The 25,483-nt window shown below is 37.5% G+C and carries 27 protein-coding genes; 19 read left to right on the plus strand and 8 right to left on the minus strand.

Annotated elements, in window-relative coordinates:
* The first annotated feature begins 3 nt into the window (after positions 1-3).
* From JP39_RS00250 to JP39_RS00280, 7 genes are all read left to right on the plus strand, one after another.
* Positions 4-1,059 (plus strand): MupG family TIM beta-alpha barrel fold protein, encoded by a 1,056-nt coding sequence (locus JP39_RS00250; RefSeq protein ID WP_041499124.1) that lies wholly within the window; start codon positions 4-6, stop codon positions 1,057-1,059.
* 3 nt (positions 1,060-1,062) lie between these two features.
* Entirely contained in the window at positions 1,063-1,962 is a 900-nt protein-coding gene (gene murQ, locus JP39_RS00255; RefSeq protein ID WP_041499125.1) for an N-acetylmuramic acid 6-phosphate etherase, read from the plus strand.
* 8 nt (positions 1,963-1,970) lie between these two features.
* Positions 1,971-2,843, plus strand: coding sequence for a MurR/RpiR family transcriptional regulator (locus tag JP39_RS00260; RefSeq protein ID WP_041499126.1), 873 nt, complete (start codon positions 1,971-1,973; stop codon positions 2,841-2,843).
* A gap of 180 nt (positions 2,844-3,023) precedes the next feature.
* Positions 3,024-3,857 (plus strand): ABC transporter ATP-binding protein, encoded by an 834-nt coding sequence (locus JP39_RS00265; RefSeq protein ID WP_041499127.1) that lies wholly within the window; start codon positions 3,024-3,026, stop codon positions 3,855-3,857.
* A gap of 1 nt (position 3,858) precedes the next feature.
* Positions 3,859-4,731 (plus strand): ABC transporter permease, encoded by an 873-nt coding sequence (locus tag JP39_RS00270; RefSeq protein ID WP_041499129.1) that lies wholly within the window; start codon positions 3,859-3,861, stop codon positions 4,729-4,731.
* Between the two features lie 18 nt (positions 4,732-4,749).
* Entirely contained in the window at positions 4,750-5,202 is a 453-nt protein-coding gene (locus JP39_RS00275; protein ID WP_041499130.1) for a LytTR family DNA-binding domain-containing protein, read from the plus strand.
* A gap of 10 nt (positions 5,203-5,212) precedes the next feature.
* Positions 5,213-5,620, plus strand: a complete 408-nt coding sequence (locus tag JP39_RS00280; protein WP_041499131.1) for a DUF3021 domain-containing protein — start codon at positions 5,213-5,215, stop codon at positions 5,618-5,620.
* Between the two features lie 46 nt (positions 5,621-5,666).
* Here JP39_RS00280 and JP39_RS00285 read toward each other — a convergent pair whose 3' ends face one another.
* Positions 5,667-6,098 (minus strand): MarR family winged helix-turn-helix transcriptional regulator, encoded by a 432-nt coding sequence (locus JP39_RS00285; protein WP_041499132.1) that lies wholly within the window; start codon positions 6,096-6,098, stop codon positions 5,667-5,669.
* A gap of 107 nt (positions 6,099-6,205) precedes the next feature.
* Here JP39_RS00285 and JP39_RS00290 point away from each other — a divergent pair, with 107 nt between their 5' ends.
* The 8 genes from JP39_RS00290 (at position 6,206) to JP39_RS00330 (ending at position 14,649) form a co-directional block, all read left to right on the plus strand.
* On the plus strand, positions 6,206-6,661 hold the full coding sequence (locus JP39_RS00290) for a DUF2798 domain-containing protein (protein ID WP_041499133.1): 456 nt from the start codon (positions 6,206-6,208) through the stop codon (positions 6,659-6,661).
* Positions 6,662-7,043: 382 nt separating this feature from the next.
* Positions 7,044-7,739 carry a GntR family transcriptional regulator gene (locus JP39_RS00295; protein ID WP_048699228.1) on the plus strand — a complete coding sequence of 232 codons (696 nt, stop codon included), beginning with the start codon at positions 7,044-7,046 and terminating at the stop codon, positions 7,737-7,739.
* 318 nt (positions 7,740-8,057) lie between these two features.
* Positions 8,058-9,335 carry a PTS sugar transporter subunit IIC gene (locus JP39_RS00300; protein ID WP_041499134.1) on the plus strand — a complete coding sequence of 426 codons (1,278 nt, stop codon included), beginning with the start codon at positions 8,058-8,060 and terminating at the stop codon, positions 9,333-9,335.
* A gap of 269 nt (positions 9,336-9,604) precedes the next feature.
* Positions 9,605-10,693: a DUF871 domain-containing protein gene (locus JP39_RS00310; RefSeq protein ID WP_041499137.1), complete on the plus strand. Its 1,089-nt coding sequence runs from the start codon at positions 9,605-9,607 to the stop codon at positions 10,691-10,693.
* 4 nt (positions 10,694-10,697) lie between these two features.
* On the plus strand, positions 10,698-11,810 hold the full coding sequence (locus JP39_RS00315) for an amidohydrolase/deacetylase family metallohydrolase (RefSeq protein ID WP_041499138.1): 1,113 nt from the start codon (positions 10,698-10,700) through the stop codon (positions 11,808-11,810).
* Between the two features lies 1 nt (position 11,811).
* A complete protein-coding gene (locus tag JP39_RS00320; protein ID WP_041499139.1) occupies positions 11,812-12,909 on the plus strand; it encodes a DgaE family pyridoxal phosphate-dependent ammonia lyase in 1,098 nt (365 codons plus the stop codon).
* 2 nt (positions 12,910-12,911) lie between these two features.
* Positions 12,912-13,646, plus strand: coding sequence for a 2-dehydro-3-deoxy-phosphogluconate aldolase (gene dagF / locus JP39_RS00325; RefSeq protein ID WP_041499140.1), 735 nt, complete (start codon positions 12,912-12,914; stop codon positions 13,644-13,646).
* A 10-nt stretch (positions 13,647-13,656) separates the two neighbouring features.
* The gene (locus tag JP39_RS00330) at positions 13,657-14,649 is read left to right on the plus strand and encodes a sugar kinase (RefSeq protein WP_041499142.1); all 993 of its coding nucleotides are present in this window, start codon (positions 13,657-13,659) and stop codon (positions 14,647-14,649) included.
* 224 nt (positions 14,650-14,873) lie between these two features.
* Here the strand turns inward: JP39_RS00330 and JP39_RS00335 are convergent, their stop codons facing one another.
* The gene (locus JP39_RS00335; protein ID WP_041499143.1) at positions 14,874-16,049 is read right to left on the minus strand and encodes an NADH-dependent flavin oxidoreductase; all 1,176 of its coding nucleotides are present in this window, start codon (positions 16,047-16,049) and stop codon (positions 14,874-14,876) included.
* Between the two features lie 244 nt (positions 16,050-16,293).
* Here JP39_RS00335 and JP39_RS00340 point away from each other — a divergent pair, with 244 nt between their 5' ends.
* Positions 16,294-16,710 carry a winged helix-turn-helix transcriptional regulator gene (locus JP39_RS00340; protein WP_048699225.1) on the plus strand — a complete coding sequence of 139 codons (417 nt, stop codon included), beginning with the start codon at positions 16,294-16,296 and terminating at the stop codon, positions 16,708-16,710.
* An 11-nt stretch (positions 16,711-16,721) separates the two neighbouring features.
* Here JP39_RS00340 and JP39_RS00345 read toward each other — a convergent pair whose 3' ends face one another.
* A complete protein-coding gene (locus JP39_RS00345) occupies positions 16,722-18,500 on the minus strand; it encodes a glycerophosphoryl diester phosphodiesterase membrane domain-containing protein (RefSeq protein WP_041499144.1) in 1,779 nt (592 codons plus the stop codon).
* A gap of 326 nt (positions 18,501-18,826) precedes the next feature.
* Between JP39_RS00345 and JP39_RS00350 the strand changes: the two genes are divergently transcribed.
* Positions 18,827-19,159 (plus strand): ASCH domain-containing protein, encoded by a 333-nt coding sequence (locus JP39_RS00350; protein ID WP_048699222.1) that lies wholly within the window; start codon positions 18,827-18,829, stop codon positions 19,157-19,159.
* A 178-nt stretch (positions 19,160-19,337) separates the two neighbouring features.
* Here JP39_RS00350 and JP39_RS00355 read toward each other — a convergent pair whose 3' ends face one another.
* From JP39_RS00355 to JP39_RS00375, 5 genes are all read right to left on the minus strand, one after another.
* Complete coding sequence (locus tag JP39_RS00355) at positions 19,338-20,327, minus strand: nucleoid-associated protein (RefSeq protein WP_041499146.1); 990 nt, start codon at positions 20,325-20,327, stop codon at positions 19,338-19,340.
* Between the two features lie 146 nt (positions 20,328-20,473).
* On the minus strand, positions 20,474-21,079 hold the full coding sequence (locus JP39_RS00360) for a response regulator transcription factor (protein ID WP_041499148.1): 606 nt from the start codon (positions 21,077-21,079) through the stop codon (positions 20,474-20,476).
* Between the two features lies 1 nt (position 21,080).
* Entirely contained in the window at positions 21,081-22,178 is a 1,098-nt protein-coding gene (locus JP39_RS00365; RefSeq protein ID WP_041499149.1) for a sensor histidine kinase, read from the minus strand.
* The gene (locus JP39_RS00370) at positions 22,175-22,936 is read right to left on the minus strand and encodes an ABC transporter permease (RefSeq protein ID WP_041499150.1); all 762 of its coding nucleotides are present in this window, start codon (positions 22,934-22,936) and stop codon (positions 22,175-22,177) included. Before JP39_RS00370 ends, JP39_RS00365 begins: the two co-directional genes overlap by 4 nt.
* Positions 22,929-23,813, minus strand: coding sequence for an ABC transporter ATP-binding protein (locus JP39_RS00375; protein ID WP_041499152.1), 885 nt, complete (start codon positions 23,811-23,813; stop codon positions 22,929-22,931). The genes JP39_RS00370 and JP39_RS00375 overlap by 8 nt, the downstream gene beginning before the upstream one ends.
* Before the next feature lie 538 nt (positions 23,814-24,351).
* On the opposite strand from JP39_RS00375, the gene JP39_RS00380 reads away from it, so the two are divergent.
* A complete protein-coding gene (locus tag JP39_RS00380; protein ID WP_041501445.1) occupies positions 24,352-24,987 on the plus strand; it encodes a pentapeptide repeat-containing protein in 636 nt (211 codons plus the stop codon).
* 102 nt (positions 24,988-25,089) lie between these two features.
* Entirely contained in the window at positions 25,090-25,461 is a 372-nt protein-coding gene (locus JP39_RS00385; protein ID WP_041501444.1) for a cupredoxin domain-containing protein, read from the plus strand.
* The last annotated feature ends 22 nt before the right edge of the window (positions 25,462-25,483 follow it).

Consider the following 25,483-nt stretch of genomic DNA (forward strand, 5'->3'; position numbering starts at 1 on the left):
ATTATGTTAGGATTTTCGGCTTACTTGCACAGTTCATTGAAAAAAGCTGATTTAGTAATGTTTGATAAGTTTGTTAAGGCTGGCTTTAAAGGAGTCTTCACCTCCATTAATTTACCTGAAGATGATCCTGAAGTTTTGCTGGCAAATTTAAAATCTTTAGGTCAATTGTGTGCTGAGAATAAATTGGAATTGACATTGGATATTTCATCCAGTGCATTGAAGCGTCTCAATTTAGACTTACCACGCGATATTAAGACTTTCCAAGATTTGCACGTAGCAATGTTACGAATCGACGACGGTATTTCAATTCAGGAAATGGCACAACTCTCTCAGGAAATGAAAATCGCTTTGAATGCTAGTACCATCGTCCAGTCAGAAATCGATGAACTCAAGTCAGATCAAGCTAATTTCGATAATTTAGAAGCCTGGCATAATTACTACCCACGTGAAAACACTGGATTAGATGTCAATTGGTTTAATGAAAAGAATCAATGGCTGAAACAGAATGGTTTCAAAGTGATGGCATTCATTGCTGGCGATGAAAACTTGCGTGCACCAGTGTACAAAGGTTTGCCAACTCTAGAAGAAAATCGCTATGAGAATCCACTTGTAGCAGCTTTAAATATGAATGAATTAGGCGTCGACCGGATTTATGTTGGTGATCCTGCAATTACGGCGACTACCTTTGAACAATTTAGGAATTATTTCGTTGAAGATACTTTGCAGATTCGAGTTCATTTGAATCAGGCTCCAGATTATATTCAGAGTATTTTTCATCAACGGGCTGACGTTTCACGAGATGTTGTCAGATTGAAAGAGGGGCGTTTGCTCAATAAAACTGAGATTAAGCCGCTCAATAGTGGTCTCAGACGTCGTGGCTCAATTACGCTTGATAACGTGTTAGCAGGTCGCTATCAAGGAGAATTACAATTAGTTAAATATCAATTGCCGGCCGATAATACTGTCAATGTCATTGGACAAATTGTTGACGCGGATATTGGTTTGATGAAATATTGCGTTGCTAATCAAGCAATTCAGCTGATTGATATTGAAAGTTAGGATATGAATGTTATGGACATAAAAAAATTATCAACCGAAGGTCGTAATCCTCAAACGACTGACTTGGATGAGATGAGTCCGTTAGAAATCGTCTCAGTCATGAATCAAGAAGATCAAAAGGTGCCAGCTGCCATCAAACCGGAGTTGCCACAAATAGCTACAGCCGCAGAAAAGATTTCGCAGTCCTTTAAAAAGGGTGGTCGTTTATTCTATGTCGGTGCTGGAACTAGTGGTCGACTTGGAGTTTTGGATGCTGCTGAATGTGTGCCAACTTTTGGAACTGAGCCCGAAATGGTTCAAGGTTTAATTGCTGGTGGTGGCAAAGCCATGACTTTGGCAGTTGAAGGTGCTGAAGATGATGTTGAACTCGGTGCTAGTGATTTGAAAGACCACAATTTAACTGAAAATGATGTTGTGGTCGGAATTGCTGCTAGTGGTCGAACTCCTTACGTGGTTGGCGCTTTGGACTATGCCAAATCAGTTGGAGCTGATACAATTGCATTATCGTGCAATCAAGATTCAATCATCAGTCAACATGCGGAGACAAAAATTGAAGTTGTCGTTGGTCCCGAAGTTTTGTCAGGTTCAACTAGATTAAAGTCAGGAACCGCTCAAAAGATGGTACTCAACATGTTGTCCACAGCCGCAATGGTCGGTGTCGGTAAGACTTATGGCAATTTGATGGTCGATGTTAAACCAACTAATAAGAAGCTAGTTCAACGTTCAATTAACATTATTGTGGAAGTTACCGGTGTGAAAGCTGATATTGCTCAAGCTACTTTAGAAGAAGCTAACTACTCAGTTAAAGATGCCATCGTGATGATTTCAAACAAGATGGATCAAGCTGCAGCCGAGCAAAAATTAACAGAGTCAGGTGGTTTTGTACGTCAAGCAATCAAGTGAGGTAGCACATGGTCAATACAATTTTATTAACAATTCGTTCGAAAATGGAGAACGCTAGTAAAGCCGAAAAAGTTCTGGGTGAGTACATTTTAAAAAATGTCCAATTGATTCCTGGAATGAGTGTGGCTGAATTGTCGAAGCAAAGTGGTGTCAGTCAGGCCACAATAGTTAGATTTGCCCAAAATTTAGGCGTGGATGGTTTTAAAGGTTTAAAAGTGGAATTAGCACGCTGTTCCATGGACGATGTAACTAATGGCTTGTACGACGAAATTTCGCCAGATGACGGCATTGATGAGTTGAAAGAAAAGCTAGTTATCCGGATTCAACATACGTTGGAAACAACTAGTCAGGGTCTGGATAAAGATATTTTGAAAAAAACTGTCGATTTGCTTGTCAGTGTTAATGTCATTCAAGTTTACGGACTTGGTGCTTCTAATTTAGTTGCCGAAGACTTTACACAGAAGTTTTCTCGAATTGGTTTAAATGTGATCAATACACAAGATACTCACGAGTTGGCGTCGAATTTTTTGACCCAACACAATAGTCAAGTTATCTTCTTGATTTCTGATTCAGGTGAAACTGTGGAGACTTTGACATTGGCTAAATTAGCTAAGAAAAAAGGTATTCCGGTTATCAGTTTGACGTCGAATACAAATAGTAGTTTGGCTAAAGTGTCGGATATTCATATTTTGACAAGTGATAGTGTGCCGAAGGATAAGGTTAGATCAGCTGCGACAACATCTCTTATCAGTCAGCTGTATGCTGTTGATTTGATATATTATCTCTACCTACAACGAGATTACGATAAAAATGTTCAAAGACTGAAAGAATCACATCTTTTAGTTGATGAATATTTTGCTAAGAAAACGAAGAAACGTTAAAAAGGATTCAATCTCATTTACAGATTGAATCCTTTTTTGTGTCTCATCTCCGGAGACAACATCATACAGTACCCTAGAATAACCACTAATCCTCAAATATCGACCACTTATTGCAAAGTCGAATACAAATGAACCTTTTTGCATAAAATAATAATCATAAACATGAAAGAAGTGATTATGATGAAACTACTTCAAGCAATAAACTTAACTAAAAAATTTCCCAATAAATTAGCTGTAAATAATATCTCCTTAACAATCAATCAAGGCGAGCTAGTTGCCTTACTAGGACCCAATGGTGCTGGTAAATCGACTACTCTCAACATGATGATTGGTGTTAGCCAGCCGACAAATGGACAAATAATCTTTGGCGAGAAATCCACTAATATTAAAGATTATAAAACTGAAATTGGCGTTGTTTTTCAAGGCAGCGTTTTAGATGATGATTTGACTGTCAAAGATAACATTATGACGCGAGCTAATATGTATGCTAAACCAGTGCAACTAAATAGTTTGATTAAAAAATTTGAATTAGAAAGTATTTGGAAACAGCCTTACTGCAGTCTTTCTGGTGGACAAAGACGCCGAGTAGATATTGCCCGTGCTTTGGTCAGCAGTCCTAAATTGTTATTTCTAGATGAACCATCAACTGGTTTGGATATACAGACAAGAACTAAAATTTGGGAAGTACTGGAGCAATTACGAAAAGAAACCGGTCTGACCATCGTCTTTACAACGCATTATTTGGAAGAATCGGAAAATGCCGATTACATTTATATCATGGATCAAGGCCAGGTCATCGCTGAAGATACTGTGGCTGGTTTACAGAAAAAATATACTCAAAATGTTTTACAACTGGATTATTTAAATGGCGAGTCCAAAACAGAAACTCTTGATAACAAAGATGAGGCTATTAAGATTTTGACGGAAAACGCTAAGTTGTTAGCCAATTTCGAGTATCGTCCTGGCACAATGGATGATGTCTTTATGAATTTAACAGGAAAGGAGATTCGTTAATATGAAAGGATTAATGTATCGTAACTTAAAAATTTATTTCTCCAATAAAAGTGGGGTCTTCTTTTCTTTGATGGGAGCGTTGATTTCCTTTGTTCTGTACTTAATATTCTTGAGCCAAAATATGGTTAATAGCTGGAGTGACGTACCAGATACGAAGTTGTTACTGGATCCATGGCTGATTGGTGGCACGATGACCATTACGGCGATAACGACCACTTTGAGTAGCCTGAGTTTAATGGTTCAAGACCGTGAGAAAAATATTTTGTCTGATCTGAGTTTGACCGATGTTAGTTACTTGGGAATTCAGTGTTCGTATTTACTGACAGCAATGATTGTCGGTACCGTTATGCAGCTGGTAATGTATTTCATGATGGGCGGCTACTTTATGATCGCTGATAAGAGTCCACTGAATATGACGGTTTTTTCACAAATTCTAGGTACCGCTGTCTTGAGCAGTTTTATTTGGACGACTTTTAATTTACTTTTATTATCGTTTGTTAAAAAAATTGATACTTTGGGTAAAATTGGGACGATTGTCGGAACAGCATCCGGTTTTCTGGCAGGTGTTTATATTCCGATTGGAATTTTGCCAACTGGAGTTCAAGAATTTATGAAATACACGCCAGCACTGTATAATACAGCTATATACCGGAATATTTTGCTGAATACTCAGTTGAAAAATTCGTTTAGAAATTTGCCTGTTTCAATTGCAAATGAATTTGATGAAAAGATGGGTATCAATGTTAAATGGGGCAGTCAGATTCTGACGATTCAACAAAATATCTGGGTAATTATCGGCTTTGCGGTAGTGATTAGCTTGATAACGGTGCTTATTTCCAAATTTAGTCAACGTGTGGTCATTAGCAAAGCTTGATTTTAAGGGGAACCGAATATGAAAATAAACTTCAACCAAGATGATAAAATTCCCAAAAATGAAATAGATATAACGGTTAAAGCAGCTAATTTCTCGAATGAAGTTCAAGAATTAATGCGCAAGTTGGAAGAATTGAACGCTAAGTTTTCCGCCATTCCTTTGTCAGTCGATGATCGAGTAGTTATGGTTCAAATCGAGCAAATCATTGCTGTGGAAGTGTTTGAGAATGAACTAACTGTTTATACGCCTGAAAAAAATTATCGTTTACGCGGTCAATTGAAGAAAATGACTGAACGAATCAATGATGGAAATTTTGTTCAAATATCTAAGAATACGGTGATTAATTTGAACCATTTGGATTCCTTAGAAGCGGCTTTCTCAGGCAATATGACAGCTTTTTTAACCGATGATTTGAAGTTTAGTGTCAGTCGAAAATATCTATCTGACTTGAAAAAACAATTGGGGATGTGAGGTGTTGAATATGGCTAATATATTAAAAGTTGTGAAGTATTTTGCGATTGGAGTTTTATTAGGATCATTCAGTTTCTTATTGATAATCTTACTTGGTGGCGAGATGATGGTTTCCCCAAAAGGTGTGCTATCACTGTTCTTTTTCAGTGGCTTGATTGGAATTGTCTCAATGATTTTTGAAGCCGAGTGGTTCAATTTTCCAATTAGATTATTAATACATTTGTTAATTACGATAGTGATTGTTGGTATGATGATGTATTTTGCCGGTTGGTGGAATCAAGTTGTTGCAGGACATGTGGTCTCATTTTTAACTAGCGTTGGTATAACATATATCGGCGTTTGGGTGATGTTGTATTTGGCAGATGTCATCAATACTAAAAAAATGAATGCGGTGCTACGTAAAAGAAAATCTAAATAATCAATAAAAAAATCGAAGATAGCCTAATTAAGGTTACTTCGATTTTTTAATTAAAATTTTTTGCAGCTTCACTCCAACTTTCCAATTGATTAAAAACGGTCTTTAAATCAGTATCGGTAGTGTGGGTTTCCTCAAGTATTTGATTCCACAGTTCCTCTTTAATTTGGCGAAGCGTTTTACAAGCGTCCGTTCCTTTGGGTGTGATGGTGATCCAAGTTGTCCGATGGTCGCTGTCATCAGATATTCTCGTGATATATCCAGCTTTTTCAAGGTGTGTCATTTCTCGACTAACTAGCCCTTTGTTAATGGCGAGTTCAGTTGTTATTTGTTTTGCGGTAATTCTATTATTATCACTGATTAAGAGTAGAAAATTAGCGTTACTGGCATTGATTTCAGGAAGAGTAAGTTCGTGACTCATAGCGGTCTGAAAGCGTCGATGCAAGGCTCCAATGAACTTTCCCAGTTTTATAATATCCAAGACAACGACCTCCTTTTTGTTTCAGTATAGCATAAAATATAGTTGACAAATAAACTAAATGAGACTATATTCTACAATAGTTGCTTTATCAACTAATGGAGGACAAAATGGCTTTTAAACGACAAGTATTATTTATATTATTTATGTGTATCGGCATGGGTGGCAGTATGAGCTGGTTAAAATTGGCTACGAATCAAGGAATCAATAGCTCGATGTGGCGCGTATTTTTGATATCAGTTTTGCCAACGATAGCGTTTGCCTTTGTATTTAACTTTTTGATTGTCAGCAATATAAGCAATTTGTTGGTTAAATTACTCACGAAGAATATAACTGATGAAAAAGTTATTGGTCTAAAAGCAGGGGCGATTCGTGGCTGGACAATGTTGATTATGATGAGTTTTACGATGAGTACGAGAGCTCTTTGGATCAGCGGAACACTTTCACATATGACAGTAGTGCAGTTTATCCTGGGATATTTTGGAACATTGACGATGGCATATTTTGTCCGTGATGTTGTTATCATGCCATTGGTAAGACGAATTCTTTTTAGACCAGTAGTTTAAAAAATAATCGAGTTAAATAACTTACGGAAGGTTTGAATTCACAATAAAATTCAAGCCTTTTTATTTAGCTTTATGTTATCCGCTTACATAAATAACAAATTCTGTTAGTATAAGTATTGCTATAATAGATATAAATTATATTAGGTTATTACGCGTGGTGCTAGTTAATTGTTATTAGTTGAATGTGAAAGCATTTAAACAATTTTAGACTATGAAATATTTGTAATAGGTTATCAACTAGCACCATGCGTTAGGTTATTGTCAGAGAATAACCATTAAGTATCTTTATAATCAATTGGAAATTGAATTAGTCGGAGGAGTGGGGAGAAATATTTCTCCACGCCCCGAAGACAGCAAAATACATTATTTGGAGAATTCGCTCATGGTTGCAGAAATTTTGTATCAAAAAGTGGCCGATGATATCAAGAAAAATATCTTGTCCGGCGTTTATGAATTAGATAGCTTGATTCCCACTGAAAATGACCTTGAGAAGAAGTATTCCGTCAGTAAAATTACCGTTCGTAAAGCCGTTGAACAGTTAGTTGCTGAAGGTTATTTGATGAAGAAGAGTGGAATTGGAACACGAGTTGTCAGCAATCACTTGTTCAATAAATTATCAAAAGCCAAGTCATATTCAACAATCGTCAGAGAAAATGATCAGTTAACGAAACAAGTTTTAGAAGTTGCTAATGTGTCTGCCGAAGAGACCCCAATAGCAACTGAATTTGGCGACCAGAATATTGTTTATATCAAACGTTTATATTCATTGGATAATAAACCTTTTATTATTGTGAGCCATTATTTACCTAACGTTGAAATTCCAACTGAAAAAAGAAATTTGAAAAACCAATCATTGTACAAGTTTCTTAAGGATAGTGGGCAAGAAATCAATAGTTTCAAAGATGAGTTCAGCGCAGTTAACATCAGTACTGCGGATCAAAAATTGTTAAACAAAGATGATACTTTAGCATTGAAACGAATCAGACGAGGTTTTGATAATAAAGGAAATTTGATTGAATATACTGAATCCATTTATGACAGCAATAAAATGCCATACAAAATTGAATATGAAATTTAGTGTTTTTTGTTCAAATAAACAGAATTCTTAATTGGATTATTTATATTATTAAAATAAAACTAGTTGGAAGAGTGGAGAGTATTCATCAGCAGCGAAAGTGGCGTTATGGCTTTAGCCATTACACCACCGGGCGTGTTGGAGACTTGCGGTTTTTGCAAGGGTTCAACCGAGGCTCGAGACCGCTCTTTGGCTCGAGCCGTTCCGCGCAGCAGTTGAATACTCTCCGCTCTGGAAACGGCCTCATTCAGGAATTTATTTAAGCGTTTACATCATAACATTATAATGTTATGATGATTGCGAAAAAAGAGGAGGGTACATATGGATAATTTTGTTAATTTTTTGAACGCCAAGATCTTGCCAGTTGCCAATCGAGTTGGGACACAACGACACATGATGGCAATCAGAAAGGGGGTTATTTCAACACTACCACTGACCATTGTTGGTTCATTCTTTACTTTGATCAATAATCCCCCAATTCAAGCGTGGGCTGATGCAATAGCTCCTTATAAGGAAATTTTAGATATACCGTTTCGTTATACTGTCGGTATTTTAGCTTTGTATGCCACATTCGGTATCGCATCGTCATTGGCTGACAGTTACAAATTAGATAAATTGAGCAACGGAGTTTTGGCCGTTTTAGCTTTCTTAGTTTCAACAGCCGCACCAATTCACATCACCGAAGATGTTAAAGGTGTGATTTCGGCGGGACGTTACATCGATATTTCTAATTTGAGTGCTTCATCGTTGTTCGCTTCAATTGTGACCGGACTTTTGTCGGTTGAAATTTATCGTTTCTTCAAAGAACGGAATATCACCATCAAAATGCCGCAAGGTGTACCACCAGAGGTTTCTAATTCCTTTGTCGCCTTGATTCCAGCTGCATTTATCCTGATTTTCTTCTGGTTCATTCGTTACATTTTAAACTTCAATATTTCATCATTCTTGAGTTTGATCTTGATGCCATTAAAGGGTGTCTTAGTTGGTAACAGTCTCTTCGGTGGCTTACTAACAATTCTCTTGATTACCGGCTTTTGGACGTTGGGTATTCACGGTGCAGCTATCATGGCGCCAATTACAAGACCTTTCTGGGAAATGTCAATCGCCCAAAATATGAGTGAATTTGCTGGTGGAACTAGTGCTAATCACCTTTCAACAATCTTCACTGAACAATTCTTACAATGGTTCCTTTGGATTGGTGGAGCCGGTGGTACTTTGGCCTTAGTTGTTTTGTTCATGTTCTCTAAGTCAGCATATCTCAAGGATTTGGGAAAACTTGCGATTCTGCCAGGACTTTTCAACATCAATGAACCAGTTATCTTCGGTGCACCAATTGTTATGAATCCAATCTTAGGTATTCCATTCATCGTGGCACCTTTAGTTACCGGAACACTCTCGTATTTCATGACTATCTGGGGCGTTGTGCCAATGATGATGGCCCGTTTACCATTTACCGTTCCCAGTCCATTGGGTGCATTCAGTAGTACAAACTGGAGTATTCCAGCCATGATTTTGGTATTTGTTAACTTCTTGATCGACTTGGCAATTTACTACCCATTCTTCAAGATTTTTGAAAAACAACAACTAGAAAAGGAATAGGTGAGAATAATGGCTTTACTATTTTTAGCAATCTATTTTATTGCCTGTGAAATTCTGGTTCAAAAAGATATTATGCCTAGATTTTTAAAAAAATTTCACGCTGGAAAGTTAATTTTCATTTCATTGTCCGTAATTTTAACTTTAGCGGTGATTAGCTTCTACGTAAAATATGCCGTGGTTCTAGTAATACTCAGTACAATTTATTTTTCCGTTGTGATTTCGAATTACTACTTGAAAGAATTCCAGAAAATGGAGAGGGGTAAAAAAATATGACCAAGAGAACTTTAGGTATCTCGCTATATCCAGACCACAGCGATGTGAACGAAGATAAGCGTTACCTCGTACTTGCTAGTCAGTATGGATTCACCAGAATTTTTATGAGTATGTTGGAAGTTTCAGAAGGTAAAGAAAAAGTTGCTCAAAAATTTACCGATTTGATTAAATTTGCTAAAGGTCTGGGATTCTCAACTACTTTGGATATTGCTCCCAATATCTTTGATCAATTAGGCATTTCTTATGATGATTTGGACTTCTTCTCTGAATTAGGTGCTGACGCTATCAGACTTGATCAAGGATTCGATGGTCAAAAAGAAGCCTTACTATCATTCAATCCTCAAGAAATGAATATCGAGTTGAACATGAGTAATGATGTGGCTTATCTGGATAATATTTTGAGCTATTCATCTAATCGACCTTTCATCTACGGTTGCCACAACTTCTATCCTCAACGTGGGACTGGTTTACCACTAGATTTCTTCATCAGAGCCTCGCAGAGATTTAAGAATCAAGGTATCGAAACAGCTGCCTTTATCACTTCGCAAGCTGGAACAATCGGACCTTGGGATATCAATGATGGCTTGCCAACTTTGGAAATGCACCGTGATTTGCCATTGGATGTTCAAGCTAAACATCTTTTCGCTACCAACTTGATTGACTGCGTAATTATCGGAAATGCTTATGCCTCGGAAGATGAGTTACGTCGTCTTGGAGAATTGGATCGTTATCAACTAGTCTTCAATGTGGCTTTATCCGAAGGCATTACTCAATTGGAGCGTGAAGTTCTGCTTGATAATCAACATGTCAGACGTGGTGATATCACTGATTTAGTTATCCGTTCGACTGAAGTTCGTAAGAAGTATAAAGCTAACGATAATCCCGTTAATTCCGATACACATACCTTTGTCCGTGGCGATATTGTCATTGGTAACGATGAATTCGGCAAGTATAAGAATGAATTGCAGGTTGTTTTACAGGACCACAGCGATATCAGAAAAAATCGTGTCGCCCAAATTCCAACAGATGAATTGTTCCTATTAGATTACATCGGACCATGGGACAAATTCCGTTTTAGGAGATGATCTTGTGAATAGTCTCTATATAAAAAACGGTAAGGATATCGATGAACAGCCTTTGGAATTGTTATTGGAAGATGGAAAAATTATCGATATGGCACCGCAATTAGATGTCGTCGCTGATGAAGTTATCAATTTGCAAGGACATTCGTACGTTTCTGCAGGTTGGATTGATGACCATGTCCACTGTTATGAAAAAATGTCGCTTTACTATGATGACCCTGACTTGGTTGGCTGCTGTAACGGCGTTACAACGGTGATTGATGCGGGCTCAACAGGTGCTGACAATATCGGTGACTTTTATCATCTGGCACAAGCAAAGAAAACTAACGTCTATGCGATGATTAACATTTCTAAAACGGGAATCTTGGCTCAAGATGAATTAGGCGATATGGATCGACTTCAATTTGATGATTTACAACAGGCTATCAACGATTATCCGAACTTTATTATTGGCTTGAAAGCTCGTATCAGTAAATCGGTTGTCGTTGGTAATGGGATTAAGCCACTAATAGTTGCTAAAGAATTTCAAAAGAAATTATCACAACGATTGCCACTAATGGTGCATGTCGGGACTAATCCACCAGAGTTATCAGAGATTATGGATGTCATGGAATCTGGCGATATTATGACGCATTGCTTCAATGGTAAGGATAATGGCATTCTCAATCCGGATGGTTCAATCAAAGATTTCGTTCGTGAAGGTCTCGATAAAGGCATTATTTTTGATGTCGGTCACGGAACGGAAAGTTTCAATTTTGAAACAGCTGAGGCGGCATTCAAGAATCATATTTATCCGCAGAGTCTCAGTACCGATATTTACCACGGTAATCGTGAACATGGTCCAGTTTATAATCTGGCAACGTGTATCGAAAAGATGTTGTATCTTGGTTTTGATCTGCCAGAAATTTTGCCAATGATCACGACTGTTCCAGCAGCCAATTATCACTTAACCAATAAAGGAAAATTGGCTATTGGCATGGACGCTGACGTAACGATTTTCAATATTGAAGATTTTTCCAAAACGTTGGTTGATTCAGATGGCAACACTCGTAAAAGTACCAAGACTGTCGAACCAATCTATAGTATTGTCGGCGGCAACGCGTATCTGATTGGAGAATAATATGGATATTTATAAAAAATATAACTTGAAGCACGTCATCAACGCTGATGGAAAAATGACTATCCTTGGTGTTTCTAAGGTGTCTGATGAAGTGGTTGAAGCTCAAAAACAAGGTGCCCAAAACTTTTTTGAAATGGGTGACCTGCTTATTCAAACGGGTAAATATTTAGCCCATTTGGTTAATAGTGAAGATGCTTTAGTAGTTAACTCGGCTTCAGCTGGTATCGCCGAAACGATTGCTGGAATCATTGGACAAGGCAGTCATTATCACGTTTATCATCCATATACTGACCGAATTTCTAAACGAGAAGTTATTTTGCCTATGGGACATGACGTTGACTATGGTGCGCCAGTTGATGTCATGCTTGGTGTTGCTGGTGCCAAAATGGTTCCTGCTGGATACGCCAATATGTGTACACCTGAACATTTGGAAATGCAAATAACTGATCAGACAGCGGCTATTCTTTATATCAAGAGTCACCACACGGTTCAAAAGAGTATGCTGACGATTCGTGAAGCTATTGAAGTGGCCCACCATCACAATTTGCCACTAGTTTTGGATGCGGCTGCTGAAGAAGACTTGTTGAAATATCTCAAGCTTGGCGCTGATGTCGTGATTTACAGTGGTGCTAAAGCAATCGAAGGACCAGCTTCTGGAGTAATCATCGGTAAAGAAAAATACATTCGTTGGGCTCGCATGCAGGGTGCTGGAATAGGTCGAGCAATGAAAATCGGTAAGGAAAACATTATCGGTTTAACTGCCGCAATTGCCAAGTATTTGCAGGATGGTTCTGAATCTGGTGAGTCAATGAAAGCTAGATTACAACCGTTTGTTGAGAATTTATCCGAAGTATCTGGCTTGAAAGTTAGAGTCGTTCAAGATGCGGCTGGTCGGCAAATTTATCGAGCTGAAGTGACTCCGACTGGAGATTTGTCAGCTAAAGAAATTTGTGAACAGTTACGTAACGGCGATGTAGCGATTTATGCTCGTGAATATCGTGTTAATGAAGGCATTATCGAGTTTGATATTAGAGCGGTCGATGATGTTGAAATGTATCAAATTGTATCCAGTTTAAAGAAAATCGTTGGAGGAAAATAAAGATGAATTTACTACCTAATTATTTAGCAAATGGAATTTGTTTGAACGTACTAGCTAATTCAGTTCAAAACGCCAAAGATTGTTATGAAGCCGCTGAAGGTCACGTGGTACTCGGAGTTTTGACGAAAAATTACCCAAGTGATGAAGCCGCAATTGCTGACATGAAATTGTATCAAGCAGAAATTGACAACGCCGTTTCGGTTGGTTTAGGTGCCGGTGATCCAAAGCAAAGTGGAATGGTAACTCGAGTTTCAAAAGAAATTCAACCACAACACGTCAACCAAGTTTTCACAGGTGTGGGCGCTACTAGAGAAGCCTTGGGTCAAAATGAAACAATCATTAATGGGCTAGTTTCACCAACTGGTAAAGTAGGGCTCGTCAACCTTGCCACTGGTCCTTTGAGTAGCCAAGCTGCTCCAACTGAAGTACCAATTGAAACTGCCATTGCTTTGTTAAAAGATATGGGTGGTTCATCAATCAAGTTTTTCCCAATGAAAGGTTTAGCACACGTTGAAGAATTCAAAGAAGTAGCTCGTGCCTGTGCTGCTAACGATTTTGACTTGGAACCAACTGGTGGAATCGACTTAGAAAACTTTGAAACAATTGTCAAAATCGCAGTTGATGCCGGCGTTAAACGAATCATTCCACACGTTTACAGTTCAATTATCGATAAAGAAACTGGCGATACTAGACCAGAAGATGTCGCTAAATTATACGAGATTATCAAGAAGTTTTAGAGGTTAGAATATGAATATTTTAGCTTTTGGCGAGGTCATGCTGCGTTTCACCGTGGCTGATAGAATGATGCTGGAGCAGAGTGATCAGCTGACAATGTCGACTGTCGGAACTGGTGTGAATCTTTTGAGTAGTTTGGCACATTTTGGCTATGAAACGTCTATGTTAACGGTATTGCCGGATAATCCTATTGGTAAAAAAGCTGCAGCGGATGTGCGTAAATTAGGCATTTCTGACAAAAATATTCTTTATCGTGGGAAAAATTTAGGCAGCTTTTTCGTTGAATTAGGGCAGGGAGCCCGTCCGCAACGAGTGACTTATCAAGACCGCCTGTCGAGTTCTTTTTGCCTGATGAACGCTGATGATTATGACTTTGAAAAAGCATTAATTGGCGTTGATATGGTTCACATTTGTGGGATTGCCTTGAGTTTGAATCGCCAAACACGTAAAGCTGCTTTACATTTAGCAGAAGTGGCTCATGAACGTCATAAGACCGTTTGTTTCGATTTCAATTATCGGATGAGTCTCAATGAGGACAACAATCACGAGACGATGAAGAAACGTTATCAGAAAATTTTGCCATTTGTCGATATAGCTTTTGGCAGTCGCCGAGATTTAACTGATTTATTGGATTATCAAGTTGATGATGAAACGAAGCTCTATCAAAAATTCTGTCAGGATTATCAAATTAACTTTTTTGCAGGAAGTAAACGTAATTTCATTGATAATCGCAAATACTTTGAGGGTTTCTTGTTCCATCATGATAAAATTTATCGTTCTGCCGCTAAAGAATTGAATATTCTCGATCGAATCGGTAGTGGGGATGCCTTTGCCAGCGGCATTCTGACAGGTTTAATTGAAAAATGGGACTTTGAAGATATTTTGGAGTTTGCGATTGCTAATTCAGTTTTGGCACAAGCTTCAATGAACGATTCTCCGATTTTTAGCAAGGCCGATGTATTCCATTATATTGATACTGATGGAAAGAACGATTTAATAAGATAGCATTAATGTTTTAATTTTAGTTTCACCCTTCATAAATTAAAAAAATAAGAGAAGAAGCTGTGACATAACTATTTTCATCTTAAATATTCAGCATAAACGTGCAACAAAACATAGCTTTTTCCGCTTAAAACAAATAAGACGCGCAATCCAAAATCGGATTACGCGTCTTATTTGCCTTAATGCTCGAAAGCTGACCATGTTTTGTCGCACTCTCTTATTTAGATTTAGTTACCCTCAACTCCACCAAGCTTTTCAGCAAAGTCATCTTTAGGTTGATCTGAACCGACCAAGTGTAGATCGGCATGTAAAGCATATAAGAAGTCGAGAAAGGCTGAGTTAACGCCTAATTCATCGAGCTCTGTTAGTGACATTTGATATCTGATTGAGTTTTCTTGTCCGAGTTCAACTTTTTGGACCCACTTTGGATCACGAATTGATTCACGGCCAATGGCAGCGAAATCGATACCTGAATCGACAATCTTTTCAGCGTCAGCGGGTTTCTCGATTGAACCGACTGAAATCAATGGTAGACGGTCGTTGACGACTTTCTTCACCTTGAGAATAATTGGTTCGTCATCGGATTTATCGTTCAATGAAGTTCGCCAAGCATAACCCATTGATACGTGTAAGTAGTTGATGGGTTGGTCGGCTAGAACATCGATAAATTTCAACGTGTCATCTAGTCTGATACCAGGTTCTTCAATTTCCTCAGGAGAAATACGGTAACCAACGATAAACTTATCATCAGCGTATTTTTCAACGGCGGCGTGAACACTCTTAATAACTTCAAGAGGGAAGCGCATGCGATTTTCAAGGTTGCCACCCCATTTGTCAGTACGACGGTTTGAGTGTGGTGAGAAAAATTGTTGCATCAAATATGTGTTGGCGCCATGCAATTCGATACCGTCAAAGCCAGCTTGGATAGCACGACGAGTAGCTTGGCCAAAGTCTTCGATAATTTGTTCGATTTCAGGTTCAGTTAATTCACGAGGAGTTTCAGCGTTGGGACGCAATGCAGCGACAGCACTAGCAGAAACAGGTTGAACGCCACGTAAGATTTTAGAATTAGACATTCTACCGGCGTGGAAAATTTGTAAAATAGCCTTTGTGCCATTTTGTTTAACGGTACTAGCCAATTTCTTCAAACCGGGCATGAATTTATCGTCAGCGACTGAAGGTTCACCTTCGAAACCTTTGCCATCGTCAGAAACATTCATTGTGGGGATGATGAACATACCAACGCCACCGGTGTGAATATCGAAATAGCGCAATTCGTCTTGCGAGACAGCACCGTTTTCTAGGGCTGCAGCTTCGGTCATTGGTGGAATGACAATGCGGTTTTTAATCGTAACGCCGTTTTTAAAAGTGTAGGGCTTTAAAAAGTTATATTTTTCTGTCATAAATCAGGACCTCATTTCCTAAAAGTATCAATGGGATTATTGTAAAGAGTTATATGCTAAAATCATAGTACGCACTATTTAGTAACTACGAGAATGTCACTGTCATCCGAAAGCTAGAGCGTCTTCATTTGTTGAATATATTAAAATAAGTTAAAGTGTTAAACAGTAAGATAATAGGCTCGTAAAGTTTGTGAATAATCTTAATTTAGAGCATTGATTTTAAAATAGATAGAGGCTTTTATATATGGAAGAAAAAAATTATCATATGAGCATGGATCTGACTCTTTCAGTTATTAACGGAAAGTGGAAATCCATGATTCTATGCCACTTAGGTAAGCAACCAATGCGCAATGGTGAACTGCTACGTAAGATTTCTGGAATCAGTCAGAAGGTTTTGACACAACAGTTGAACGAATTGATCGACGATAAGATTGTTCAAAGAGTAAGTTATCCTGTTTTGCCACTTTGCGTGCAATATTCGTTGACGGAAGAGGGCAAATCATTGCAAAAAGTTCTGATTGATATGTCGATTTGGGGCCGAAAACATGCTGCTAAAATGGCTGGTGAAGGTCAGAATATTTCGTTCAAACATACCGATTACGATGGATATATAAATATGGAGACACCAAAAAAGGACGTTGATCAGCGAATGGCTGAATAGCGTCCTTCTTTTTATTCAAATGGATCTTGCATCTGTGAAATATAGGCGGCCATACGTTTAGTGTAAGTAGCGTGTTTGAATAAGTCGTCATTTTCCGTTTGCAATTCAGTTAAGTTGTCCGTTATAACGCCGTCAGCGCCCATGAAAATCATTCGATCCATGGATTCTTCATCGTTAGCGGTCCAAGCAAAGACTTTCTTTTGTTGCAGATGGGCATTGTCGATGAATGATTGATTTAGAGTTGTGTACTCCATGGTGAAAGCATTGGCATTGGTGAATGGAACGCCGAAAAGATTGAACGGCAAGATATAACTGGTGGTGATTTTTGGAATCAGATTTTTGGTTTCCTCGATATAGTTATAATTCAAAGAGTGAACCATAGCCTTATTTTTTAAGAGTTGTTTTTGATATTTTTTAGCAAATAGTTTTACAAAATCCTTCTTATTACCAGGAACAGATTTCAGTTCGACCAACAGTTTTTGATGTAGGCGCGTTGATGTTGCCAAGTAATCGTCAAAACTGGCGATGTGGGTGACTTTACCATTTTCGTGAATCTGTGTTTGGGTCAATTCATCCAAAGTCATCTGGCTAGGTCGCTTGTTGATGCCGGCCAAACCTTTAAGCGTGTTGTCATGGAAAACGACAAATTGATGATCTTTAGTTTCTTGAACGTCCATCTCAATATAATCTGGCTTTTCTTTAGCAGTGGCTTCGAGCGATTGAATAGTATTTTGGACACCATTGCCATCGTCAACACCACGGTGAGAAATTGTTAATGGTGGAGTCAAAAATAAATCATTGAAGTAAAATGAATTGTATCCGATAAATGAGATTGCAAAAACTGTTCCCAAAATACCCCAGAACCATTTGTGACTGCGATGTTTTCTTCGAGGATAGAAGTAATGTGTGTGCGTGTGGCTGAGCAGAATCAAGACGGACATGCCAGCAGCGTACAAACTTACAACGTAATTTAGCAATCGAATGATAGTCATATTGATGACTGCCATTGGAAAGTCGATAACTTTTAGGAATGAAAGATTGTCGACAATTGCCTGCATACCAACGAAAAATCCGTTACTAATCATGACAAAAAGGGCAACGATGACAACCAATCCTAAGAAAAGCCCCAAGTAATAAAGCATTTTACCTTGAGTCATGTGCCAACTGCGTTTGATAGCATCTTTGATATCTTTATTTTCAAAAATCATCATTGGCAAAACGAAGAGCCAACGTAATCCAATATAAAAAATTACGAGATAAACAGCAATTAGAAGCAGTCCTAATGGTAAATGTTCTTGAAATAACCAATCAATAATAAATTGGGGAACTTTAACTTTGCTCAAAAGCGTGGAGGACATGCCCAAGCTGCCGAATGGCGTGATAATTAGGAAATATAGTAGGAAAAATCCGAAAGCTTTGAAGGGAAGACCGAAGAGATTTTTACTGACACTCTTGAGATAATCCCACCAACTCAAACTGGCATTGGATTTGATAGCTTGAAAACTGACTAGCATTAACGTGAACTGGGCGAAAACCAGCAACAGTATTATTAATAAAACAAAAATCAGCCCGAGAACGACCAACGGCTTGTGAGTAATCAAGTCGATTGCGTTGCTATAAGAAATATAATTAACATTGCCGAGATAGTTGATGCCATTAGCCATGGCGTTTAATATCGGCACGAAAATAAAATTAATACTTAATTGAATCAAAATAATAATTTGACCGTATTTCCAGAAATATTTCCAGAAATTACGGTTTTGATAACGTAATTCACGAAGTGACCCCATATTTATCCCCCCTATGTTTCTACTATATAATACATGTGATGCTAGTTAAATATGCCGTCTCCAGAGCTGGAAAATATTCACAAGCTGTGCGGACCGGCCCGAGCCAAAGAGCGGTCTCGAACCACGGCACACAAATATTTCCCAGCTCTTCCGACTAATTAATCGTTATTAATTGAATGTAAAAGCATTCAAGCAACTTTAGACTATGAAATAATTATAATAGGTTATCAACTAATATCCATGCGTACTATATATTACATAATTATAGAGTTTTAGGGAGATATAAAATAATTAATTTAAAAGAATCGAGTGATAATTTGATAGACATGCATTTGAATCACCAGCCATTTATGGCAATTAAGAATGGAACGAAGACGATTGAAGTTAGATTGAATGATGAGAAGAGATCAAAGTTACAAGTTGGTGAAGAGATTCGCTTTACTGATTTGAAAACTAACGAAACAGTTGTGACGGAAATTCTCGGATTGGAACGATTCGCTAGTTTTAAGGATTTGTTCCGAAAATATTCTGGTGTAATTATTGGTAGTCCTGAGGATGAATCGATTGCTGAGCTGGATCAAGAGAATCAGGAGATTTATTCACGAGAAATGGAAGAAAAGTATGGAGCATTAGCAATTAAGATTAAGTTGGTCAATTAATCTTCCACAAAACCAGGCTTCATAGGCTTGGTAGCCGAAAAATAATGTCAAAATGTTTAGAATAATTAAGCCGTCAAGAAACTGACGGCCGAACAGTTACTTATCAAAAACGCTAAAAATCGAATAACCATCATTCGATTTTTAGCGTTTTATTCACAAATCTATCTTACTCACGCACCTAAAACTGACTCTTCAAACTCCCAATATTCTTAATCACCACCGAAGTACTGCCATCCGGATTCGTTTCAAACTCAATCGCATCCCGATTCTTCAACAAGCTAATCGGCACGTTGATTTCAATCCCATTATCTAACTTGATCTTTTGACGCTCATATTTCTTTTCAAAATAATCCACGTTGGGGACGGTAACGACTGGTTCAATCGCCTTTTTGGCCAGTTGGTCCTTAAATTCTGCTTTAGCTTCTTCTTTCTGGTCAAACACCACGTCGGCGATATAATCATTATCAATGACGCCATCCGTCTCGATACTGTCATGAATCGCCTGCTGTGTCTTGGACGTGATGGTGAAGTCATCCCCGTCATCGTACTTTTCCGAAATTTTTTGAATCGATTTTTTGATCTGCTTAACGTTGTTCGAAACTTTGATGGGAACCGCCGCAACGTTAAGAAAATCCCGCGACATCAGCCACTTACCACTGGCACCCGTGTACTGCTGTTCACGTAACTGAATTTTATCGCCATCAATCAGGAGCATGTTCTTGACCCCCTGACTAGGCGATGGCAGGATACTATTGTTTTGAACGATGTTATTAACCAAAACATCCTCGTCATACTCAACGTTATGGATATAGCGCTGAGTGTAATCCAACTTGGCAATCCCAATCATTTGGCTCAAGTTCTCTAGTTCGACGTTAAAGAACAACAAGTCGCCACCGGGAATTTTTTCATTGACCTTGATACTGTCAAAATAATCCAACGCAAATTTTTCCGTCAGTTTTTGAAAATCGTCACGCCCATTCCAGAACTGTTCGAGCATCGGAATACGTGATAGCTCTAACTCTACATATTCACTTTTTTCAAATTTATCAATCACTTTTTCAACGTAATTGGAAATTTCAAGGTTATCCTTAGCAATCTCTTTTTGCGACAAAACAACGTTGCCGGAGTCCTTATCCAAGATATGGTCAATCACATTTAGAATTCGCATTACTTTTCCTCACTATGCATAACGGTATTGAAATACGGTTTAGTTGCTGGTAAAAACCATTTAATATCATTATATCTAGTGTTGACTACGAAAGCTATCGCCACCAGCCACCCTTATTCTGTCAAAACAGAGTGACACTTATTTTTTTAAATCCATTTATTCTTCTCAGCGACATTCAAAGCTTCAATTCGTGAAGAAGTTCCCGTCTTACTAAGAATAGAAGAAATATAATTTCTAACTGTTCCTTCTGACAAAAAGACTGCTTTAGCAATATCCTTACTGCTTTTTCCAGTTTTAATCTCTTTTAGAACATCTAATTCACGTTTCGTTAAGGGATTCTTTTCAGCTGAAATAATCGTCGAAACTAATTCTGGTGAGAAAATTGTTTTCCCATCTAGGACCTCATGAATTGCTTTGACTAACTGTTCGGTCGGATTATCTTTCAATAAATATCCGTTAACGTCCGCTGCAACGGCTTGAGCAAAATATTGTGCATTAGCAAATGTCGTTAAAATAATGACTTTGATTGGCAGTCTGAGTAAATGAATTTGTTGGGCGACGTCTAATCCTGATAGTTTAGGCATCTCGATATCAAGAATAGCAACGTCAGGATTTTTAGTGATGATTGATGATAAAGCATCCTCTCCGTCTGTAGAAGTGCCAATGACTTCGAGGTCATCTTCTAAACTTAGTAACGTTGCCAGTGCGGTATTCAAAAGCTTTTGATCTTCTGCCAGAAAAATTGTTGTCATATTACTTGTCCTTTTTAATCTGGATTTTTAGGGTGATGCCTGAACTTGATACAATTGTGATTGTGCCGTTAATGTTAGATAACCGTTGTGCCATACCTTGGATACCAAATGAGTCTTGTTGATTTTTTTGATAGCCAATGCCGTCATCTTTAATGGATAGATAGTAATTATCGTCGTCTTCATTAAAATTAAATGTAGCAATATGAGCTTGGCTATAGCGGATAATATTAGTTGATGCTTCTTTAATAATGGCTGCTAAAACAGTTTGAACTTTGATGGGCCAGTTGATAGAGATTTTTTCGTTATTCGAGCTTTGCATGATATTGACTAGACGTAGGTTGTGTTCCTCTTCAATCATTGCTTCGGCAATTGACTTCTGATTCAAATTACTGACAATTTTTCGCACCATGGTTAGGCTTGCTCTTGAAGTTGTTGCGATATCTTTGATTTCTTGTCGTGCTTGATTAGGACTTTTATCTATTAATTTGTCAGCCAATTCAGCCTTCAAAGTAATCACTGAGAAAGATTGACCGAGATTGTCATGTAAATCTTTGGCAATTCGTTCACGTTCTTGCTGTTTAATAATAGTCTCCAAACGCTTATTGTTTTGCTTTAAACTATACAAGCGGCGGTAGCTGTTTCCTAGTGAGCGTGCGGCAAAAGGAGATCCAATAGCGAAAAACATCGTGATAATAATTCCAAAAAATTGGTATTGCTCGAAATTATAGATTATGTTGCCAAGGATACAAAATACGCTGAAGACCAAATAGAGGGCAGTATATTTGTAAAATTGACTTTTTTTGAATGGTAATGAACCAATTTCCCAGGCTGTATAAATAAAAAGGGTTCCTAAGCCATATTGGTAGACTAGATAGGTCGTTATAAGTAATTGACCAGTTATTTGAACTGGTAGCCAGCGGTTTATTACATAACCATCACGGTATAATTTTAAAAAAAGCAATAATAACGAAAACAAAATCCAGTCAAACCCATGTTTAAGTAAGGTTTCACTGGATAATGATATCAAAGAAAATACCCAAAAGTAGGGAATAATACCGAATCGTTTAGGAAATAAAATATGTTTTTCCAAAAATTTCATGCGAAGGTCAACTCCCGATGTTTTTGATACTTTATTACTAGTAAGGTTCCCACAATTAGAATAAGGAACCAAAGTATAATGCCTATAATGGACGAAATGTCTATTGATTTACTATTAAGCAGGGCTTTATCAATATTGGATAATTGAAAAGTGGGGGTTAATTTACCAATGCTTTGGAGCCATTTAGGCATGGCGTTTATAGGCATCCACAGTCCACTAATAATGGCTAAAGGGAAGGTGACCAGATTATTTAGTAAGTTCACAGTTGCTGGATTTCCAGATAGAGAAATGAGAATACCTATAAAAATAAGTGGAATAGTGCCAATAATTGTTGCTAAGATGATGAAAGACCAAGTTTTGATTGGTAATGATAAATGGTTAATTAAAATTCCAGTTATGCAAATACCGACAGCAGCGATTAGATTTAATAGTAGAAAAATAATCACACGTGACAAATAATATTTCCATCTAGGCAAGGGTGTTAGGCGAGAGAGCGTATCAAAATGACTAGTCTGATCTTCCAGTAGTGTATTAGCAACAGTGATTGTGGAACCTAGTAAACAGCCGTAAATAATCATGCTGATAAGATAATTCAATTGCCAGACTTTCAATTCAGTTTGAGCAGCGTTTCCGACAAATATTTTAGAGTACAAAATATAGAATAAAATTGGCAGAACAATATCAAAGAAAAAGAAGCGCTTGTTACGAAGGATGATACGTTTAAAATTTATTTGAACTTGATAAATAAAACTACTCATGTTGAGCACCTTCCTTATTAAAGTTGATAAATAGTGAATCAAGTGAATTTTGTTTAACTTGTAGATTTTTGATGGCAGTTAAATATGGAGTTAATTCTTTAATTAATGATTCGGCAGTTTTAGTTGTCAGTTGATAATGTTTTCCCATATGTTTGAAAGCGATGATTTCTGATAGGGATTGGAAAATTTCGGGTGTCAATTCACTATCAAATTCAATTAGTTTTTCGCCTTCTAAATTACGTAAATCAGCTAAAGTCCCATCAAAATTAATCGATTTATTTTGTAAAATCATAATCCGGTCAGCTACCGACTCTAATTCAGCTAGGTAATGGCTGGTTACAAAGATAGTTTTATGTTGTCTTTTCATATCAATAATAGTTTGCCAGAACTTTGTGCGACTTTGACTATCCATACCGGCCGTTGGTTCGTCGAGAAATAAGAGATCGGGATTTCCCGCAACTGCTAAAGCAAAAGATAATCGTCGCTTTTGCCCACCTGATAATTTGGGCATTTCTGAATTTTCTAAATCCTTTAAACCAGCTAATTTAATTAAGTCCTCGTAAGGGTATGGATGTTGATAATAACTTTGTGTCAGTTTCAAAATTTCCTTCACGGTAATTCGTGTAATTGAAATATTTTGTTGCATCATAACACCAATATGTTCATGTAAATCTTTTGAAGAATCTAAAAGATTAACTGTTCCCGAGCTGGCAGAAATTAAGTTAAGCAAGATATTGATTAGGGTTGATTTACCAGCACCATTTTCACCAATTAAAGCGATAATTTGTTGATTAGAGACGTCAAAATTAATATCATGTAAAACTTCCTTTTTACCATAGCTTTTGTTTAAATGATTAACACTGATTAATGAGGTCATAGGTTTTTCCTCCTTTATTTATGAAACAACGTAAGTTTAATTCTTGGGGTTGTTAATAAATAGTGGGGGATGTCATAACCTCATATGACATTTGTCATTGACTGCCTTCAGGAGTGAGAAATTTAGGTCATTATGGGAATCGACAAAAGCCGAGGCCTTTTGTCTTGATTTTGAACTTCGCAAAGCACGTGAATTTTAATAATCTATTTCAACTTTTTTAATGGTTTGTAAATTTACATGCTTTCACATTCAACTAATAACGATTAATTAGTCGGAAGAGCTGGGAAATATTTGTGTGCCGTGGTAGTGGTATAAGTACGGAAGGAATCTTCCGTACTTATACCACCGGACGTGTTTGGAGACTTGACGAACTGTGTCAAGTCTTCAAACCGAGGTTCGAGACCGCATTTTGGCTCGGGCCGCTCCGCACAGCTTGAGAATATTTCCCAGCTCTGGAGACGGCATACTTAACTAGCACCACGCGTAATAAAATATCTGATATGATACTTTATAGACAAGTGACTAAGGAGCTAAAAATATGGACCATCCCAAAATCAGTGAAGACTATCTGGAGTCGGCATCATTCTTCGACATTTTTAATGAAGAGGACTATTTCTTACATGACAAAACTGTTGAAGGCGAGTTTGTTGAAAAACAAATTATTAACCATCCGATTATTGAGAAAACTATTTTTGAACACGTCACATTTAGTGAATGTGATTTTGATAAGTTGGAATTGACTGACGTTATCTTCAAAGGTTGTGATTTGTCGAATTGCCTTTTAACTAAAGCCAGTTTATATCGCGTTGAATTCCAAAATTGTAAGATGATTGGCGTTAATCTGGATAAATCCTACTTTAATAATGTTTTGTTCAAAAATTGTTTGATGGACTTGGGTAATATTAATCAAGCAAATTTGAAGGAAACTAGTTTTGAATCAAGCAGTCTGAAAGATATGAGTTTTAATGAAAATAAGTTGAAGCAAGTATTTTTTGACGATTGTGACTTAAATAAAATGACGATTCTCAGTACCAAATTAAAAGGGATGGACTTCAGTAGTTGCCGCTTTGAAACCATCGATATTGAAGAGTCTGGGATTAAAGGTCTCAAGGTTAACGCTGAACAAGCAACCTTTTTAGCCAGATATTTCTTAGGAATCAAGGTATCTTATTGATGAGATATCTTTTTTTATTTCAATCTAGTTGACAATTGTAAACTTTAACGATAATATACTTTAAGTAGATTACATTTGTAAACAAGAAATGGGGATAACATTATGGCAAGAATTTTAGTTTTGATAGCGTGTTTAGCAATGATTGGTTTTATTTTCTGGTGGTTCTTCGGTAAACATGAAGTTGCCAGTGCCACAGCAGCAATCGATGACAACAAGCAAAGTGTCGATGTTGAGGTTAAGGGTGGTTATTCACCTGAAGTTGTTACTTTGAAAAAGGGCGTTCCAGCAACGTTGAATTTCACGAGAAAAGATGCTTCTAGTTGCTTGGATCGGGTTGTCTTTTCCGATTTTGGGATCAACAAGGAATTGCCACAAAACGAACAACAATCGATTGAAATCGATACAAGTAAGCCTGGCGAATATCAATGGGCTTGTGGAATGGATATGTTCCACGGAAAAATTATCGTAAAGTAATACTGCTGTGAGGAGGGTTAAG

Origin of the sequence: Companilactobacillus heilongjiangensis (assembly GCF_000831645.3) — a bacterium.
GTDB lineage: Bacteria > Bacillota > Bacilli > Lactobacillales > Lactobacillaceae > Companilactobacillus > Companilactobacillus heilongjiangensis.